This window comes from Enterococcus sp. AAFC-DPL-5146 (assembly GCF_058216635.1).
This window is the reverse complement of sequence record NZ_CM177103.1, coordinates 390,655-407,591: the sequence shown is the minus strand read 5'-3', so window position 1 is coordinate 407,591 and position 16,937 is coordinate 390,655. Positions and strand designations below refer to the sequence as shown.

Annotated in this window: 15 protein-coding genes; 3 read left to right on the top strand and 12 right to left on the bottom strand. The window is 34.0% G+C overall.

What is annotated here, in order from left to right; genetic code table 11:
- The first annotated feature begins 2 nt into the window (after nucleotides 1-2).
- Nucleotides 3-695: a 4'-phosphopantetheinyl transferase family protein gene (locus AC4BB2_RS01860; protein WP_490473754.1), complete on the top strand. Its 693-nt coding sequence runs from the start codon at nucleotides 3-5 to the stop codon at nucleotides 693-695.
- On the opposite strand, the gene AC4BB2_RS01855 is transcribed toward AC4BB2_RS01860, so the two are convergent.
- The 4 genes from AC4BB2_RS01855 to AC4BB2_RS01840 form a co-directional block, all read right to left on the bottom strand.
- Nucleotides 689-1,930 (bottom strand): MFS transporter, encoded by a 1,242-nt coding sequence (locus AC4BB2_RS01855; protein WP_490473753.1) that lies wholly within the window; start codon nucleotides 1,928-1,930, stop codon nucleotides 689-691. The two genes, AC4BB2_RS01860 and AC4BB2_RS01855, sit on opposite strands and share 7 nt — an antisense overlap.
- Nucleotides 1,931-2,207: 277 nt before the next feature.
- The gene (locus tag AC4BB2_RS01850) at nucleotides 2,208-2,435 is read right to left on the bottom strand and encodes a hypothetical protein (RefSeq protein WP_490473752.1); all 228 of its coding nucleotides are present in this window, start codon (nucleotides 2,433-2,435) and stop codon (nucleotides 2,208-2,210) included.
- A 20-nt stretch (nucleotides 2,436-2,455) separates the two neighbouring features.
- A complete protein-coding gene (locus AC4BB2_RS01845) occupies nucleotides 2,456-3,142 on the bottom strand; it encodes an ABC-2 transporter permease (RefSeq protein WP_490473751.1) in 687 nt (228 codons plus the stop codon).
- Entirely contained in the window at nucleotides 3,139-3,852 is a 714-nt protein-coding gene (locus AC4BB2_RS01840; RefSeq protein ID WP_490474656.1) for an ABC transporter ATP-binding protein, read from the bottom strand. Before AC4BB2_RS01840 ends, AC4BB2_RS01845 begins: the two co-directional genes overlap by 4 nt.
- Before the next feature lie 226 nt (nucleotides 3,853-4,078).
- Between AC4BB2_RS01840 and AC4BB2_RS01835 the strand changes: the two genes are divergently transcribed.
- Both AC4BB2_RS01835 and AC4BB2_RS01830 read left to right on the top strand, forming a co-directional pair.
- A complete protein-coding gene (locus AC4BB2_RS01835) occupies nucleotides 4,079-4,666 on the top strand; it encodes a TetR/AcrR family transcriptional regulator (RefSeq protein ID WP_490473750.1) in 588 nt (195 codons plus the stop codon).
- Between the two features lie 22 nt (nucleotides 4,667-4,688).
- Complete coding sequence (locus AC4BB2_RS01830; RefSeq protein ID WP_490473749.1) at nucleotides 4,689-4,925, top strand: hypothetical protein; 237 nt, start codon at nucleotides 4,689-4,691, stop codon at nucleotides 4,923-4,925.
- A 118-nt stretch (nucleotides 4,926-5,043) separates the two neighbouring features.
- On the opposite strand, the gene AC4BB2_RS01825 is transcribed toward AC4BB2_RS01830, so the two are convergent.
- From AC4BB2_RS01825 to AC4BB2_RS01790, 8 genes are all read right to left on the bottom strand, one after another.
- Complete coding sequence (locus AC4BB2_RS01825; protein ID WP_490473748.1) at nucleotides 5,044-7,329, bottom strand: glycosyl hydrolase family 18 protein; 2,286 nt, start codon at nucleotides 7,327-7,329, stop codon at nucleotides 5,044-5,046.
- A 281-nt stretch (nucleotides 7,330-7,610) separates the two neighbouring features.
- Entirely contained in the window at nucleotides 7,611-8,402 is a 792-nt protein-coding gene (locus AC4BB2_RS01820) for an LssY C-terminal domain-containing protein (protein WP_490473747.1), read from the bottom strand.
- 34 nt (nucleotides 8,403-8,436) lie between these two features.
- Nucleotides 8,437-8,652, bottom strand: a complete 216-nt coding sequence (locus AC4BB2_RS01815) for a hypothetical protein (RefSeq protein WP_490473746.1) — start codon at nucleotides 8,650-8,652, stop codon at nucleotides 8,437-8,439.
- A gap of 194 nt (nucleotides 8,653-8,846) precedes the next feature.
- Nucleotides 8,847-9,410: an aggregation-promoting factor gene (gene apf, locus AC4BB2_RS01810; protein ID WP_490473745.1), complete on the bottom strand. Its 564-nt coding sequence runs from the start codon at nucleotides 9,408-9,410 to the stop codon at nucleotides 8,847-8,849.
- 409 nt (nucleotides 9,411-9,819) lie between these two features.
- Entirely contained in the window at nucleotides 9,820-11,046 is a 1,227-nt protein-coding gene (locus tag AC4BB2_RS01805) for a hypothetical protein (protein WP_490473744.1), read from the bottom strand.
- Nucleotides 11,047-11,070: 24 nt separating this feature from the next.
- On the bottom strand, nucleotides 11,071-12,846 hold the full coding sequence (locus tag AC4BB2_RS01800; RefSeq protein ID WP_490473743.1) for a glucosaminidase domain-containing protein: 1,776 nt from the start codon (nucleotides 12,844-12,846) through the stop codon (nucleotides 11,071-11,073).
- Nucleotides 12,847-12,863: 17 nt separating this feature from the next.
- Complete coding sequence (locus AC4BB2_RS01795) at nucleotides 12,864-13,985, bottom strand: hypothetical protein (RefSeq protein WP_490473742.1); 1,122 nt, start codon at nucleotides 13,983-13,985, stop codon at nucleotides 12,864-12,866.
- Between the two features lie 914 nt (nucleotides 13,986-14,899).
- Nucleotides 14,900-16,858, bottom strand: a complete 1,959-nt coding sequence (locus tag AC4BB2_RS01790; protein WP_490473741.1) for a heavy metal translocating P-type ATPase — start codon at nucleotides 16,856-16,858, stop codon at nucleotides 14,900-14,902.
- Nucleotides 16,859-16,937 lie beyond the last annotated feature (79 nt).

Here is a 16,937-nt window from a genome sequence, read left to right as displayed (position 1 = left end):
CTATGCTAGTTACGTATTTATTGAAATTAGATCATTCGTTAGACTCTGCTACTTGGGAGAAATGGTATCATCTACTTGATTTAGAAAGACGAGAGAAAATCAAATATTTAAAGTTTTATGGTGATAAGCTCCGTTCACTGACAGCAGGAATCCTTTTAAAAACGATGTTGTTCAACTACTGTGGACTACCTCCAGATGAAATGATTTTTTCAACCTCAAAATACGGAAAACCAATTTTAGTTTCCCGTCCAACTATTTTTTTTAATTTAACCCATTCAGGTGATTATGTTTGCTGCTCAATAAGTAGTGCTCCTGTTGGTTTAGATATTGAGGATATGCGGTTGATTGACATTGAGGGAATTAGTTCTTTTTTCTCAGATCCTGAACAAGATTACATTCATTCTAAAAAAAATGAGTTAGAACAGTTAGAAGCATTGTATTCTATCTGGACACTAAAAGAAGCTTTCAGTAAACAAATCGGACTTGGATTATCTCTCCCATTAAATTCATATTCTTTTGCGCTTAGTGAGAAGAAAATCAACCTTATAAGCAAACTAGAATGCAATGTACAATTTGGCTCTCGTACTATTGATAACCAATATAAGTTCGCTATTTGCTCGCCCATTCTTTCGCAAAATATTGAAAAAAAAATGACTTTAACTGAATTCATTCAAGAAGCCTCATCCATCTATTGATTAAAATGTTTAAATGTCTCTTTTGAAAAATAACTAACAACTAACATGATTCCCCCTGTAATCAAAAAGAGGATATAAACAGAACTTGAAAATAGTTCGAATAAAAAGCCATAAACTGCTTGAGAAAGTGGTTGTGCACATAAGCTTAAAGTGGTAACGTAAGACATTACTTTCCCAACCAATTGAACAGGCGTATTCGCTTGAATATTTGAAATAACAAAAATAGAGAATAATGTAAATAACGCCTGCAACAACATAATTGTCAATGTAAATAATCCAAAGGTTATCGCCACTGGCAGCTCAAACATAAAAATAACACCCATAATAAGAATAAGCAGACTAGATCCCCCCACAATTAGGTAACTATTTTTCATATTCAATTTCTTTGAAAATACTCCCACCATTACAGCTCCAGCAATTCCCGCTAACGAAATCAGTCCCTGATTAATGCCTAAATATTCACTGTTTAGATTCAAAATAATCCTTATAATGTAAGGAATACCGACAAACAATAAACCCGATATAAAAAAACTGATTGCTCCCAAAACCATGATGATATTCACTATCGCCGGTTCTTCCTTTCGGATAAATAACCAGCTTTCTTTCAAGTCTTTGATAACGGTTGCAATTGCACCATTTTCAAACTTTACAATCAAAATAGGAATTCTAATAAAACATTCAATACAGGCAGCACCAAAGAATAAGATAAAACAAATAATGAATATCCATTCAATCTTTACTAAGCTATATAAAAATCCCGCAAGGATTGGACCAACAAAATTTGAAAACAATTGAATTTGATTAACAACTGAATTGGCTTTCAATAAATGAACTTCTTTAAATAACAAAGGCATACTTGATTGGACGATCGGTGTTTCAAATGCTGAAACAACTGACATTAACATTAAACACGCAGCAATGACGACAATATTCCCTCTTAAAACAACTGCAACATAGACTAAAATAGCAATACATGCATACAATCCATCCATGATGACCATCATCTTTTTTTTATTAAAATTATCTGCCAATACACCGCCAATTGGTGAAAAAATAATTGTTGGTATAATCGATACTGCTAATAATGTGCCAAATAAAGCAGCTGATTTTGTTAAATCTAAAATATACAAAGATAAAGCAAATTTCATCACAGAGTTTGCTAAAACCGAAAGGGTCTGACCCATGATGATATAAGCAAAATTTTTATTCCAAATCGCACGACTTTCAATTTCCATTTTTATCCCCCTAAATATAACGCTAACTTAAACACGTTCTCAGAGCTATTATTTTTAACGTTTTCTATTTACCAGAAAAAAATTAATAGTCGCGAAAGTGCCTGGTATTAAAAAAATTAATGATAGCTTTAAACAAATAAAGCTGATTATCATCATGAGTAAACTAATAATAGAATACTTATTTGTAATTTTTGGTAACTTTATTTTTATCCCCAATCTTTGAGCAATATTTTCAAAAAAGCGAGTCATTTCATCCACATCTCATCATCCTTTTCGTTTATAATAAGCTGGTCAACAACTGTGCTCCTTGAGCTAGAACAATCACAACACCACCCCAGAATAATACTTTAGAAGTATTTTTGTTTTTACTCTTGTTTCTTTTTCCTAAAATCAAACCAATAATGATTAATACCAGACCTAGAATAATCGTTCCTGTCCATAGATAGATTAAAACTGACTGATCGGGAATCTTGATAAATGAACTGTCTAACACTTTACTTGGCATAATAGATTATCTCCTTTTATTTAGCATTCTTTTATTAACATCGAACGATACGTAACAACCGTTAACATGATACTGATTACTCCTAAAAATAAAGACACCACAGGAATTCCCAATAATCCAGTTGGTGATGCTTGAGAATTAGAGCCAATCACCACAATGACTAAAGATGACACGATTGTGGCAATAACCGAAATATTCTTCATTCCAATAAATAATGGTAAAAATCCTAAACAACTATTAGAAATAAGAACGATTATGAGGGACCACAGACTTTCTGGAACAAAGCTGACAAATGTGAGTTGTTGGCTTAGTAAGTAAATACTGATTTCCTGAAATATCGTTGAACAAACGGCAAAAGCAGCTGTTAACAAGAAAATAAGTAAAAACTTCGCTAAAATTAATTGTTTCTTACTATAGGGATAAGTAAAAAGCACCGTGATTGTTTTTGTTTTGTACTCTTCAATGATGATTTGCACAATCAAGATGGCTTGCCAGACAATCAGAACAGCCCGTATAATCAATAAAGCTAACTCGGATGTCGTTAATTGAATCTTGACACCTGTTGGATTGATTTCATTCGATGGATTCGCTAATAATGTCGAAGTAAAAATAGAAAGTAATAGTACAACAAAATTCATTCCAATCAATGAAAAAATTTGACTTTTAAGATTGATCTTCTTTAATTCAATTTTTAATAATTTTGTCATACACTAACCTCTTCTTTCACGAGAGATAGATAATAATCTTCAATATCAATTTCCATCTCTTCTAATGTTTTCTTGCTGACTTCTTTGATTAATTTCCCATTAGCAATAACCCCTATCGTATCCACTATTTTAAAGACTTCAATCAAAATATGACTAGAGATCAAGACCGTTGTTCCGTATGTTTGGTTAATATTTAAAATCAGATTTCTGAAATCAATAATGCCTTCTGGGTCCAATCCATTGATTGGCTCATCTAAAATCAATAGCTCTGGCTCATTCAAGAGCGCTCTTCCCAAACCTAACCGTTGCTTCATACCTAAAGACAGCTGTTCGATCCTCTTCTCTTTTTCTTTATACAAGCCAATATTTTGCAATACCTTATCTATATTGCACTTAAATTCTTCGCCCATATAATCACAATGAAGGAGCAAATTCTCTTCTACAGTCTTATTTTCATAAAAAACTGGGGTTTCAATGATACTTCCAACTTTTCTATATTCCTCAACAGATTGCGGCACGCTTTTACCAAAGAGATAAATCTCTCCACTGTCAGGTTTTACTAAATCAAAAATAGCTTTGATAATTGTTGTCTTTCCAGCTCCATTGGCACCCAGCAATCCGTAAATCATTCCTTTTCTCAAAAAAAGTGATACATTGTCTAAAACAAGCTGATCTTCAAATGATTTGGTCAATTTTTTAATTTCTAGCACATTATTCAATAAACCCTCACTCTCCTATCCGTGAATATATAACCATGAATATTCACAACTTTATATTCACATATTAATACTTACAATACATTCTGTCAAGCGCTTCTATTATTTTTGAGTCTATTCATGGATACTTTTCATGACAAAACTTGACAAATTATTTATTTAAATTACAATTATGAATATAAGTATAAAAATATTCAAACGATCAGAAAGTAGGATAATAATGAAGATAGGTACTAAAGGATTTTCAGAAGAAAAAAGAGCCGAATTAAGAAGCACGTTGTGTATGGAATGTGAAAAAAGCTGGGGCACCAATGGATATAAGAAAACGAATATTGCTGAACTAACTTCTAAAGCTTCTATTTCGACTGGCGCATTTTACTTGTTATACGGAACAAAAGAAGAGTTATTTGTTGATACGTTAAATAGAGTTCAAAATCGTTTGAAAACAAATTGGCGGACTATTTTAAATGCCTCTCCTTCTAAAGAAGGTTTCGTTGAAGCTATGAAATTCTTATTCAGAGAATACAAAAACTCGCCTTTCCTTTACGACTTCTCCAATCCTGATTTTTTAGCCTTTGTTGGTAAATTATCTCCTGATTTCATCACTGAACTAGAAACAGACAATAAGGAGTTTTTTGAAGAAGCTTTACACCTTGCCAATTTAAAACTCAAGATAAGTGAAAAAAAAGCACTTGAAATCGTCAATACTTTGTTGAGTATCATCATTATCCGCGACAGGGTGACGGATGATTTTGAATCTGTTTTTGAGTTTATTTTAGACTCTACGATTGATAATGTTATTGAATAACCATATGATAGGAGGAATAGCTATGATATCTACACTTAACACTACTTTAAATAAGGTAAATGATTCACTAGACCTACCTATTCATTTACCCTCACCAAATAATGAACATCTGGCTAATGCTTCAACTGTTAATTTCTTATTGGGAACAACGGCAATTTGCTATGGTTTGATTACGAAAAAGAAACGTTATTGTGTAATGGGTGGACTGTCCTTACTTTCTGCTTGGGTCTTAAAAGAAGAAATACTCTCAGAAAAGTAAGTGTTTCTAGAACATCCCTTTCAACTTTTATTTTATATATTCTCAAATTCCTAGATACACTTCATGATAAAAAACCAGCTAGGCTAACAATAAATGTTATGCCTAGCTGGTTTGATTTTTATCCTACTAATTCCCAAGGTCCCCATTGTTCTGTCCCTGGTACGTTTCCTTGTGTCCACCATTTAGCTTTGTACGTTTTACCTTGATAAGTTACAACATCACCGCCATTATAAGCTTTGGCTGCATCCCATGCATTTGTTACAGGTGGCGTTGTACTATCTTTCGTTTTCACAGCGACTATGCTGCTATCAGCTGAAAGGTTCCCCGCAGCATCATAAGCTTTTACTGTGTAATTGTATGTTGTGCTGGCTTTTAAGTTTGTATCTGTAAATGTTGTTTGTGCAACGGTACCAACTAATACACCATCACGATATACTTTATAACCAGCTAATTTTACATTATCTGTTGAAGCTGTCCAATTTAGGGTAGCTGCTGAATCAGTAATTGTTCCTGCAGCTAAATTTTGTGGTACTGTCGGCGGTGTTGTATCTGTCGGATCTGGATTAACTGCTCCACCACCATAAATTGTTTGCTTGCTAAGTTCAGCACCATTTTTTGCGATACGTTGTGTCAAAGAGATGTTGGCAATACGATTTACGTCAACTGCTGCTGCACTAGATTTTAATCTAAATGTATAGCTTGACCCTTGCGGAATTTGTTGTGCGTCGTAAACAGAGGATAAATCTACAACAACATTTCCATTTTCTACCGTTACAGTCCCAGCTTTGTAATCACCTGCTGTCAACGTTTCTGCTGCATTGACTGGAATATATAATTTTGGTAGCTTTACTGTTTCAAAGGCCGCTTCAACTGATTTTAAAACATCGTCAGTTTCATTCGCTGTTTCATTGTTCTTAACAGTGATTTCATAACCTGCACCATTCTCACTATATGGGGCAATGGTTGCTTTAACATTTAAATCTGCGTAAATTGTTTTGTTACCAGAAAGTGCTGTTGTACCAAATAAACCTGTTTTGATGGCTTTAGTCAATTCATCACGTTTCGTTGTATCCGTTGGTTTATCTTGAGACTGCATCCAAGAGATCACGCCGCCTAATTGGTTATTTTTTACATACTCTGCTTTATAACCAATTGAACGAGTATTGTCATAGGTATAAAATTCACCTGTTTTTTGGTTATACATATACGGAGCTTTTGCTACATCATCCCAATATTCTTTCAAATCAGGCGATTTCACTTTTAGATCAGCAATATTACGGTATGGCCAAACGCCTCCTGCACGACCTCCGTCACCTGATTTTAATGGATTTTTATTATTCGCACCATAGGTTGGTGACAAATCTGCATCTTTATTATTTTTTTCAGCAGCTTGGAATAAGCCTGGATGAGCTGCATCTGTTCCTTGCGCCACTTTATTCCAACCACGTGTATAAAAGGCTGCTCCAATCACAATTTTACTTGATGGTGCACCATTTGTTTGTAAAAATTTAACCGTTTGGTCTACCGAAAAACCACTAGCATAGTTAGGATCTGCCGGATTGCCATAAAGTGCACTATGATGTCCGCTATTCGGTGTCCAAGCACCATTCATGTCATAAGTCATCACGTTAGCAAAATCGATCACTTTAAATAATTGCGCTACATCCACACCATTTTTCAAGGTGTTTTGTGACGCAGGTAGAGCAACAGAAAGTTCATAGGTTTTCCCTAAATCTTTTCCTTGTTTATCAATAGCTGTGCGGATATCTTGCAATAGAGTAATAAAATTTTGTTTGTCTTCTGGTTTTGCATGTGGTGTTCCTTCATCGTTGGTGTTATCAACTTTATCGGGTTCACGAACAGATGCTGGGTATTCCCAATCTAAATCGACAAAATCCATGTTTGTATATTTGATGAATTTAGCAATGTTACTGACAAAATTTGCACGTACTGTTGGATTCGCTGCTACATCAGAGAAATCACCTGATTTAGACCATCCGCCAATCGAAATCCCGATCTTTAAATTAGGATTTTTTGCACGAATATCTTGAATCGCATTTAAAACTCCGGCACTCGCACTATTCCATTGAACTCCTTCTTGTCCAACAGGTGCACCAACCGCTGCATCTTTGTCTGTGAACTTCAAGTTTCCAGCACTGTCAAAATCTAAAAAAGCATAATTTAAATGAGTTAGTTGATCAGCTGGAATATCTTTAGGGTAAAAATTATCTTCACCACCCCAAATTGACCAGTCACCATAATACATAACATTGCGATATTGAGAAGGTTCTGCCGCTTTGACAGTCTTACTAGGTATTAATATAGAAAAAGATAGAACCAAACTAGAAACAATAAGTACCAAAGAAGATAAAACGTTTACATTTTTTCTAAACACTTTTTTCAAATTTTCCACCTCGTTTTAAGTTTTTGTTCAGTAACGTAACCATACATACTAGTTTTAGTAGGCTTCTTACAAAAAAGCTCACTAATTTCTCTTTATCCGCACCTCCTAGTAAGTTCTTAATTCTGCTTCATAATAATATAATAAATCAGCACAAAATTCCAATAATATACTTTTCAAAAATATTTTTATATTACCATGAAAATATTTACGACTTAATTCTAAATCCTCAATTTGTATTAAAGTAAGCACTCCAGTTACTATCTAATTTTAACTATCACTTCCTACTTCTCTAGTTTGATAAACGGCAATGCACCGTCAGTAAAGATCTCATCTCCTCCACCATTACGGCCATGATAACTCGTTGTAAAATGTTCCACCAGTTCAATTGAAATTTCTTTATTCACTTGTTTAAAAGATTCTAAAACAAAATCGCGCTCTTGATCAACATCTGAATTTATTTTATGTGTCACCTGCCCGGTAAAAAAAGAAAAACCAACTTTCTTATCATATGTCGCCGCACCAAGCCAGTCCACTTTTCGTCCTCCAGGCAAATACCAATTATCTGGCGTTTCCCAAATACGTACATGATGCCTTCTTCTAGGATTATTTTCTATCTCTTTTTCAAATGCCATATCTTGTTTCTTATTAAATAAAAACAACGAACTAACTGGTGCACTAGGATAAGACTTTTGAAATACACTAGCCGTAACTATATGCACGCTGGAACGTATCGATAAAGGATCAGCTCTTGTCCAACCAGCACTAACGAAAAGTTGTTCCACTTCAGCTTTGCTCCCTATAAAAGCAAGGTTGATAGGATCTCCAAGTAAACCATCACTAGTTCTGGAACGTCCAATAAAATAGTCTGGTAAATACCGTCCTGTCATCAGTTTATTAATGATAGGAAGAATGAAATAAGAACTGAACAACCATAAAAATACATACGTAAAAATATGGATTTTTTTCGTTAAAATTTCTGCGAATATTGATTTATAAACTAAATAGCCAATGACAGCAATAACTATAAACCGGAATAATCGATACATACTATTAAATACAGTTTGTTTCTTCATTCAGCTTCTTCCCTTCTTTACATTACCTATTTTATCATGGCTCTTTTATCTCTGAGTCACAAGGAACATATTGACTATAATTATCAAATTCTCTTTCAAACACATCATTAGCAAGATTACTATACGAACTCATTATTCCCATTGTTCCTAAATTTGAATTTGCTTCTGCCATATTATTCACAATTTTTTCCTGATATTCTTTTTCCGTTATTACTGCTCCTGTTTTGAGGTTTTTATAAAACATAGCCAATGTCATTCATCCTTTCTTAAATCGAATTCGTTCACTCTATTATTCATTGAAGTGGATATATATTTGTTTCATTTAATTAATTATACCTGCTATCCTACCCAAAAGTCGCCTACTACCATTTTATCGTTTAAAAAAAGAAGCAGCCAAAATAAATGGCTGCCTCTTCTCTATTTAAAGTAGTATTCTATTTTTTCTTAATACCAGCCATTAGCTACCCAGAAAGCTTGAGCTGCTTCCCATGAACCATAACGTCCGGCTACATAGCTATCTGCTACACGCTCTTGGTTGGCTTGTGAGTAGTCACCATTCAAGTATGAAGCATCTAGTTGATATCTACCAATGTATTTACCGTTTGTTGCATTATATGAACCACTAGATTCTTTTTGTGCAATCCATTCTTTTGCAGAAGATGTGGTCGCAGCAGTTGTTGCAGCTGGTGCTGACTCCTCTACAACAGGTGCACTTGTTTCTTCTTGAACTGATGTTTGTACTGGCGCTGGCGTTTGAGCCACTTCTGCAGCCGTACGGATCATTAGTTCTTCTCCTTCAAAGATCATATCTATATTTGAAATATTATTATCTTTAGCGATTAGCTCGATAAGGCTATTATCTCCATTAAATTGATGAGAAATAGTAGATAATGTATCTCCAGATTTTACTGTATATAAGCTATCAGCGTGTGCGTCAGTTGCTCCCATAAAAATGCCAAATCCTGCAGTCAAAGTTGTTGCTAATAAAATCGTTTTAATTGATTTCATGTTGTTTCTCCTTTGTAAAAAAATATTTTGTCGTTTGTTTATCGACTTTGCATACTTTAACATCTAAAAATATTTCATAGGTGAAAATGTAATGACAATTCGTTACGAGTATTTTTATTGAGTAACAGCCTGTAAAAAAAACGGGAGAAACACTTGTTCGCACTGCGTTTTGAATTAATCTTACAAACAAGAAAAATCACGTTTTTTCTGAAATTTTCATTCAAATGTTTTCATAACGAACGTAATATTACAAGATACTGGAATTATTACAGACATTTTCTTGTGATTTTTCTATTTTTGGGGAACTTTTTTATTAATTTATCCTCTCTAGCACGTAAGTTTATTCCTTTATAACCCCAGAAAATCAAAAAAAAGAAGCACTTATCTTAATTAAGCACTTCTTTTTTACCTATATATTGTGATCTCTTTGTTCAATCACTGATTCTAATAATCTATTTTCTGTTTGAATGATATCAAAAAACGAACTTATTTTTTCTAATTGTTCATAATCAATTTGATATAATTTCACCCGTGGTTTAAAAAACAGAAACCCTGGACGAATTTTAACTCGCTCATTAATCAAATGACATTGTTCCATCATAGACTGTAAATCCATTTCAGATACACTATTTTTTATTTTCTCAATTCGCGCTCGTTCATAAATCCATTGATCTTTAGTTACTGTCATTTTTTCAGTGATGGTTACCAATTGACGATTTAAACGCCAAGACTGTTCGATAAATTTCGCTTTCTTATAAAGATCATCGTATTGAATTAAATCAATTCGCACTGGTTTATACCAGTCATCTTCTTCAATTGATGACTTTTGATGCTTCTTAAATCGTTTTAAGCCACTAACGAGCAAACTGTTTTCTATGGCGAGCAGCTCGTGTTCTAATTTTTCTTTTGCTACCCGCACACGTTCCTTTGACGCTTTTTCTCGTTTCAAACTTTCTTTTAGAAAAAGGACTTCACTTTCTTCTGAGCGAACAGGAGTCATTGCTTTTACTTCTTCTACAAGTTCAAGATCCAGTGGTTCATCATCTTGGAATTCATTTTTATCAAAGAACCAACTCTTAAAATCTTCTTCTTCAACATTCTCTTCTACCGACATTTCCACCGGAAAACTTAGTGTTTCGCCAGAAAGAGGTAATTCTTCTTCTTCCTGAAAATCAGCAAGAAACCTTGCTTCCAAAATACTGCTGACCGACTGACCTTTTGAGTAGCCCATTTGCTCTAGGCTAGCTGAAACGGAAAAATGAACGGGTTCTTCTTCAGCATTAAACGAAACAGGAATTAATTCACAAAAATATGTACTAAAAGAACCATCCACTTCTTCAACTAACTTTGTCCAAATAAACTGTGGAAAGAGCTCTTCTAATTCTTCCAATAAAACATCCCAATTCAATTGAGCTTGAAAAAACTGAATTTCCACGTGCTTTCTGATAGATGAAGAAATTACTTTTCGAGAAAGCTCATTGTTCTCCCGAAAAGTAAGGAAATCTCCTGTTGAACGTTCATAGAGTGTTTCACACGCATCAACAATCTCTTCAGTACTATCTTTTTGGTAGAGAACGGCCCCTGTAGTGAATGGGATTGCCTGCTGATGAAAAAATACATCAAAATAATCATTCATTAAACCGTTCTCCTTTCTTGTTCTTTAAGATTGAAGATCATAAACAGGTCCTAAGATAAGCTGTTGACCTTCTGTTAAAAAGTATTGATCTAAGTCGTTCCACTCTTTTAACGACCAAACTGAAATACCAGTTTTGTTAGAAATACTCGCTAGGGTATCTCCTTTTTTCACTTCATATGTTTCTTTTGTTTTCTTACGAGTTGCGCTTACTTGATAATCTTTTGTTGTTGTTGTTTCTTTCGTTTCTTTTGTCTCTTTTGTCGTTTTCGTAGACCTTGTTTGCTTAGCTTCTTTTGCAGATTCTTTAGTACTTATTTTCTGATCAGATGCTGTTGTCTTTGCTTCTTTTTTAGATGAAGAGGTAGTTTCTTTACCTGTAAATGCGTTAGACAGCTTTTGAACCATCTCTAACGAACGATCTACGGCCTCTTCTTTTGGCATACTAGTCGATTCTTCTTGTTGTTTTGGAATACTTAATTTTTGACCAATGAATAACATCCGTCTATCTAATTGGTTTTTCTCCAAAATAGCTAGTGTAGAAATATTATACAAGTCGCTGATTGTTTTAAGTGATTCACCTTTTTTCACTATATGGGTAAAGAATTCAATTGATTGATCTTTTTGATTATCTTTCTTTTCTATCTTATCAAAAGTAGTATTTAACGTGATTTTTTTAGCTTTTTTACTATTCTTTTTATCTTTCAACGTATCATATTGCGTTAAATTATACGCATCAATCAAACCATTTAATTTTGAGTTATAGCTAGTATCAGTCGCATAACGACCTGTTAAATACTTAGTAGCATCTTTGTATGATTTCGTATTTGTTTTCCATGTCCCACTGTAAAAAGCGTTACTGTAATCTGTACCGCCTCTAAGAAGTTTCACGTAATCACCCAACGATTCTTTGTAAGATGGATACTTTCTAAAATTAGAACGAATCGTAAACATGCTTCCAGAACCATTATCTTCACTAGTAAGGAAATTAGCACTTGCACCTTCATAGCTACCTTTAATCCCAAACAAATTATAATTTGGTGCAGAAGCCAAGGCACTATTACCAGAGGCACTTTCTAAAATTGCCTGAGCAATCATTACCGATGCATATAAATTATTCTCACCAGCAATTGAACGAGCATCTTCACCAATAACTTTAACAAAGCTTTTGGTTGTTAGGTTAGGACTAATATGGAATACCTGATCTGATCCAGATGAGTTGCTTCCATTATTGCCAGTCGTCACCGTTCCTATATTTGTACTAGGCCTACTAGGCTGTTGTACTGGACCAGGAACTTGCTGTGACGGTTGACTTGTGCTTGGTCTTGACGGTCTACTTGGTTGCGGTTTTGGTTTTGGTTTTGACGGAGTCGTCGTTGAACTCGTCGTACTCGTAGAACTACTTGTACTTGTAGAACTGCTCGTTGTTGAATCAGTTGTTGACGACGACGTGTTAGATGTACTTGTTGATTCTGTTGTATCTTGTGTAGAACTAGTATCATCTGATGAACTTGTCGACTCACTGCTAGTACTTTCAGTTGACTCCTCTGTTGAAGAAGTCGTACTGCTATCAGTAGAGGAGCTATTTTCTATTCCTTCTACCGTGCTTTCTGTTGTTTCATGTTCCTTAGTCGAAGATAAAATTGCTACATCTTCTTTTTCTTCTGATCCTTCTGTTGCTTTATGATCAATTTCTTTAGCAACAATTGGTTGAACATCGGTAACAGAAAGGACAGCACTTGAAGTAAGCAACCCTACACTTAATAATCGTAATTTTTTACTGTTTAGATTTCTTTTTTTCATCTTGTGTCCTCTCTTTTTTATTGGTATGGATCTTCTTTCACTAAATTGATGATTTGATTGAATGCTTGTTCTGATTCTTCCTTAACATCTTTGATGCGCTTGTAATAATTTTGATATTCTTGCTCTGCACGTTCTAATCGTTTTAAGACTCCAGCTTTTCTCTTGGTTTCTTCGTTAATTAGTTGTGCTCGCTGATTCGCTTGATTGATAATTTCTTTCGCTTGTTTTTTCGCTTCTAGCAATACTTCACCAATATCTTCTTTAGATAATTGTTGGTCAACATCTATCGTTCTTTGTGCTAGTTGACGTTTTGCAGCTTCAAGCTCTTGACGAACTTTAGCTAGTTCTTCATAAGCGCCACTATCAGTTGCTGCATCTGACGCCATAATCACGATACGATCTTCTGAAAGTTTATCAATTTCTTCTTGTTTTGCTAAAAGCTCTTGTTCGTACTGTCTGATTTTATTTGCAAATCGCTCTGCTTTTTTACGATTCAAATCAGTCTCATCGATTTGACGATTACTTTCACGCAATAAAGTGTTGTATTTACTTTTTACTTGTTCAAGTTCTGCCATACGAGCATCGTAATCTTTTGGTACAGCTTGTACCATTGATAATTCATTTTCTAAAGCTTCACTTGTTTGACGTGCCGCTTCTAGTTCATTTTGTAGTTGACTTGTTTCTCTCTTATTCTTGCGTAACTCTGCTTTCAACTCTCTAAGTTCAGCTTGAAGTTGTTCGTTTTCTTCTTGAAGTTCTTCTAGTTCTTCATCATCAATAACTTCATTAACTGGCGTTCGTTTTTTCTTTGGTTTTGGTTTTCTTGGTGCAGGTGCTTGCTTTTTCTTTTTCAGTGAGAATAACGGTCGATCATCTTCGTCGTCATCGTCATCATCATCATAATCTTCGTCGTCATCGTCGTCGTAATCATCATCATCATAATCTTCGTCGTCATCGTCGTCGTAGTCATCATCATCATAATCTTCGTCGTCATCGTCGTCGTAGTCATCATCATCATAATCTTCGTCATCATCGTAGTCATCATCATCATAATCTTCATCATCGTAGTCTTCGTCATCATATTCATCGTAATCTTCATATTTTTTTCTTTTTTTACCTTTGCCAAAAATTTTTAGCATATGCTCACTTCCTTCTATAAAAATCGGGCTATCTCTTTTATGATTATTTTTAACGTATCAATTAAACACTAAGTAAATTAGTTGAATTGTCCTTATGTAACTACAGTGACAAGTGTGGTAATTTTTTATTTGTAAAAATAATCAACTTCACTTCTGAGTTCATTTTGAATTTGCTTTCATTTAGAATAAAAAAGTCTACTCGAAAAAAACTCTGAAAACATGCCTACCTTTCTCTATTTTATCAGATAACGCCTCAACAAACAAATCGAATTCAGTATTTATTTTCATTTTTACAAAACTAAAAGTACTCTCACTTTATAATTTCTAAAAAACAAAAAAAACGAATTGTTACATACATGTTTTTTTTATGATTATATTTTCCAAAATCAATTATCGTATTTTATCATTATATTAAAATCGTCTGTTACTATTTTTTTTACGCATTCAATTTTCGTCTATAAAAAATCAAACTTATTCAGCTACCCTTCATGATAGATGCAAGTATTTACATTTCCATTCACTATTAGTATCTTTCGTTCATCTAGAGAAAAAATAGGGGTTGGTTACTTTAACAATCCTCACTGTAGGTAGCCACCTATTTCATATTGTTTTCTTCTGTTATTTATCTCGTTATTATCAAACAAATAACTAATAAAAAATGCTTATAATTTTTTTTTCGTCATTAAGCATTTTTATTGTAAAAACACTAAAAAATTCTAACTTCACTTTAATCACTTCAGTTATAATCCAACAATTCACGTAATTACAATCCCTATAAACCTTCAATAATTAATCAATTTTTGATTTAACGACATTGTATTTATTTATGCGAAAAACCAAAATCAGCTTCGAGGGATAAGTCGAAATTCCGTCTTATCCCTCGAAGCTAGACACCTTTGTATCAACCACTTTTTTTATTCTTTAGATGGAATTAATAAACGTAACCCATTTAAAATAACTAACAGTGTACTTCCTTCATGAGCGATAACACCAATTGTAATATCCATTTTCCCAAAAATATTTAATGTGATTAATAGAAGCACGATAAACATTGAAAAAATAATATTTTGCCAAACCACTCGATCCAAGCGTTTAGAAACAGAGTAAGCGTAACTAAATTTTGTCAAATCATTTTGCATTAAGACTGCATCTGCAACATCTATAGCAATATCTGTTCCATCTCCCATGGCTACACCAATATCCGCTGTGACTAAAGCTGGTGCATCATTAACGCCGTCACCTAGCATAGCTACACTACCATATCGTGCTTGCTGATCTTTAATAATTGCGGCTTTATTTTCCGGCAATACATTTCCAACTACTTCATCAATTCCAATTTGACGTCCAACTGCTTGACCAGTTAATTCCGCATCACCTGTGATCATTGTCGTATGGATACCTTGCGATTTTAAATAGTTAATCACCGTTTTAGCATTCTTATTGGGTACATCCATCATAGCAATCAGACCGATGACTTCATTATTTTTAGCGAAATAAACTACGGTTTTACCTTCTTTTGCGTATTGTTCGTTATGGGTACTGATTTGAAAATTAACTAATGTAAAATTCTCTGGTTTCCCTATTTGATAAGTAGCTCCTTGGTACTTAGTCACTAATCCTTTACCGATTTCATTCTCAACATTTAGTTCTATTTCTTTCTCTGCTTTAAAGCTTTTCAAAATTGCACTTGCTAAAGGATGATTCGCTGTCTTTTCCATTGCAACAATTATATCGATACAGTCTTGCTCTTTGATATCTGTCGACTCTGTTAAAAAATAAAAATCAGTGACTGTTGGTTTTCCTTGTGTTAAGGTTCCAGTTTTATCAAAAGCAACGGATTTGATTGTTGCTAAATTTGCTAAATAAGAACCCCCTTTAAATAACACACCTCGTTTAGCTAAGTTAGAAATTCCTGATAATGTTGCTGGAACTGCACTTGCTGCCAACGCACATGGAGAAGCGGAAATTAAAAATACCATCCCACGATAAAAACTCTCCTCCCATGTCCAATTCAATAAAAATGGCCCCATAGCTATAAAAATCGGTACTAAAATCAAAACAATCGTTACATAATAAGGCTCCAGTTTTTGAATTTTAGTAGCTGTTTTAGACAAATTCGATTGTGATTGATTGACTAATTGAAGAATTTTAGCAAATACGGTATCACTGCTATCTTTTGTGACTTCCATCGTAAATGTCCCGCTGCCATTGATTGTACTGCCAAAGACTTCATCACCGACCGTTTTTTCCCTAGGGATACTTTCACCATTAATAGAGGATTCATCAATCGATGTGTTTCCTGAAAGGATAATCCCATCAGTGGCAATTTGATCTCCATTTAATACTTGGAGTTTATCACCAATCTTTAAAACAGAAACATCTACAGTTTTCACACTGCCATCTGATTGAATCAAACGTGCTTCAGTTGGATTCATTTTAAGTAAATTAGTAATTTCCCTTTTACTTCGTCCTTCTGCATATTCTTCAAGAAAATGAGCTGCCGCAAAAATGATGATAAGCAAGGCACCTTCTTCATATTTTCCGATAATAGTTGCTCCAAATGCTGCTAATGTCATCAAAATATGCACATTTGGCGTAAACGTTCTTTTCTCTTTGGTATCATTGATTGTATCGGTGATTCCTTCTAAGATAATGTGATAACCAGATAGAAACATCGCGCTAATAAAGAGAATATTTTGTAACAGTGTTTCCTCCTTGATAAAAAATGCAACAATAAAAACTGCTAATCCTATAAAGAATAAAACAACGGGAGATTTCCCATGACTATGATCGTGTTCATGACCGTTTTCATGTTTGTGTTGATGACCTTTCTCGTTATAGCAATCATGCGTAATATTTTTTTGTGTTTCCATTTTTCTCATCCTCCGTTTCTAATTTATATTTAAATTCAACTCAATCAAATGAACAGATATTCATATATCTCAAATACAT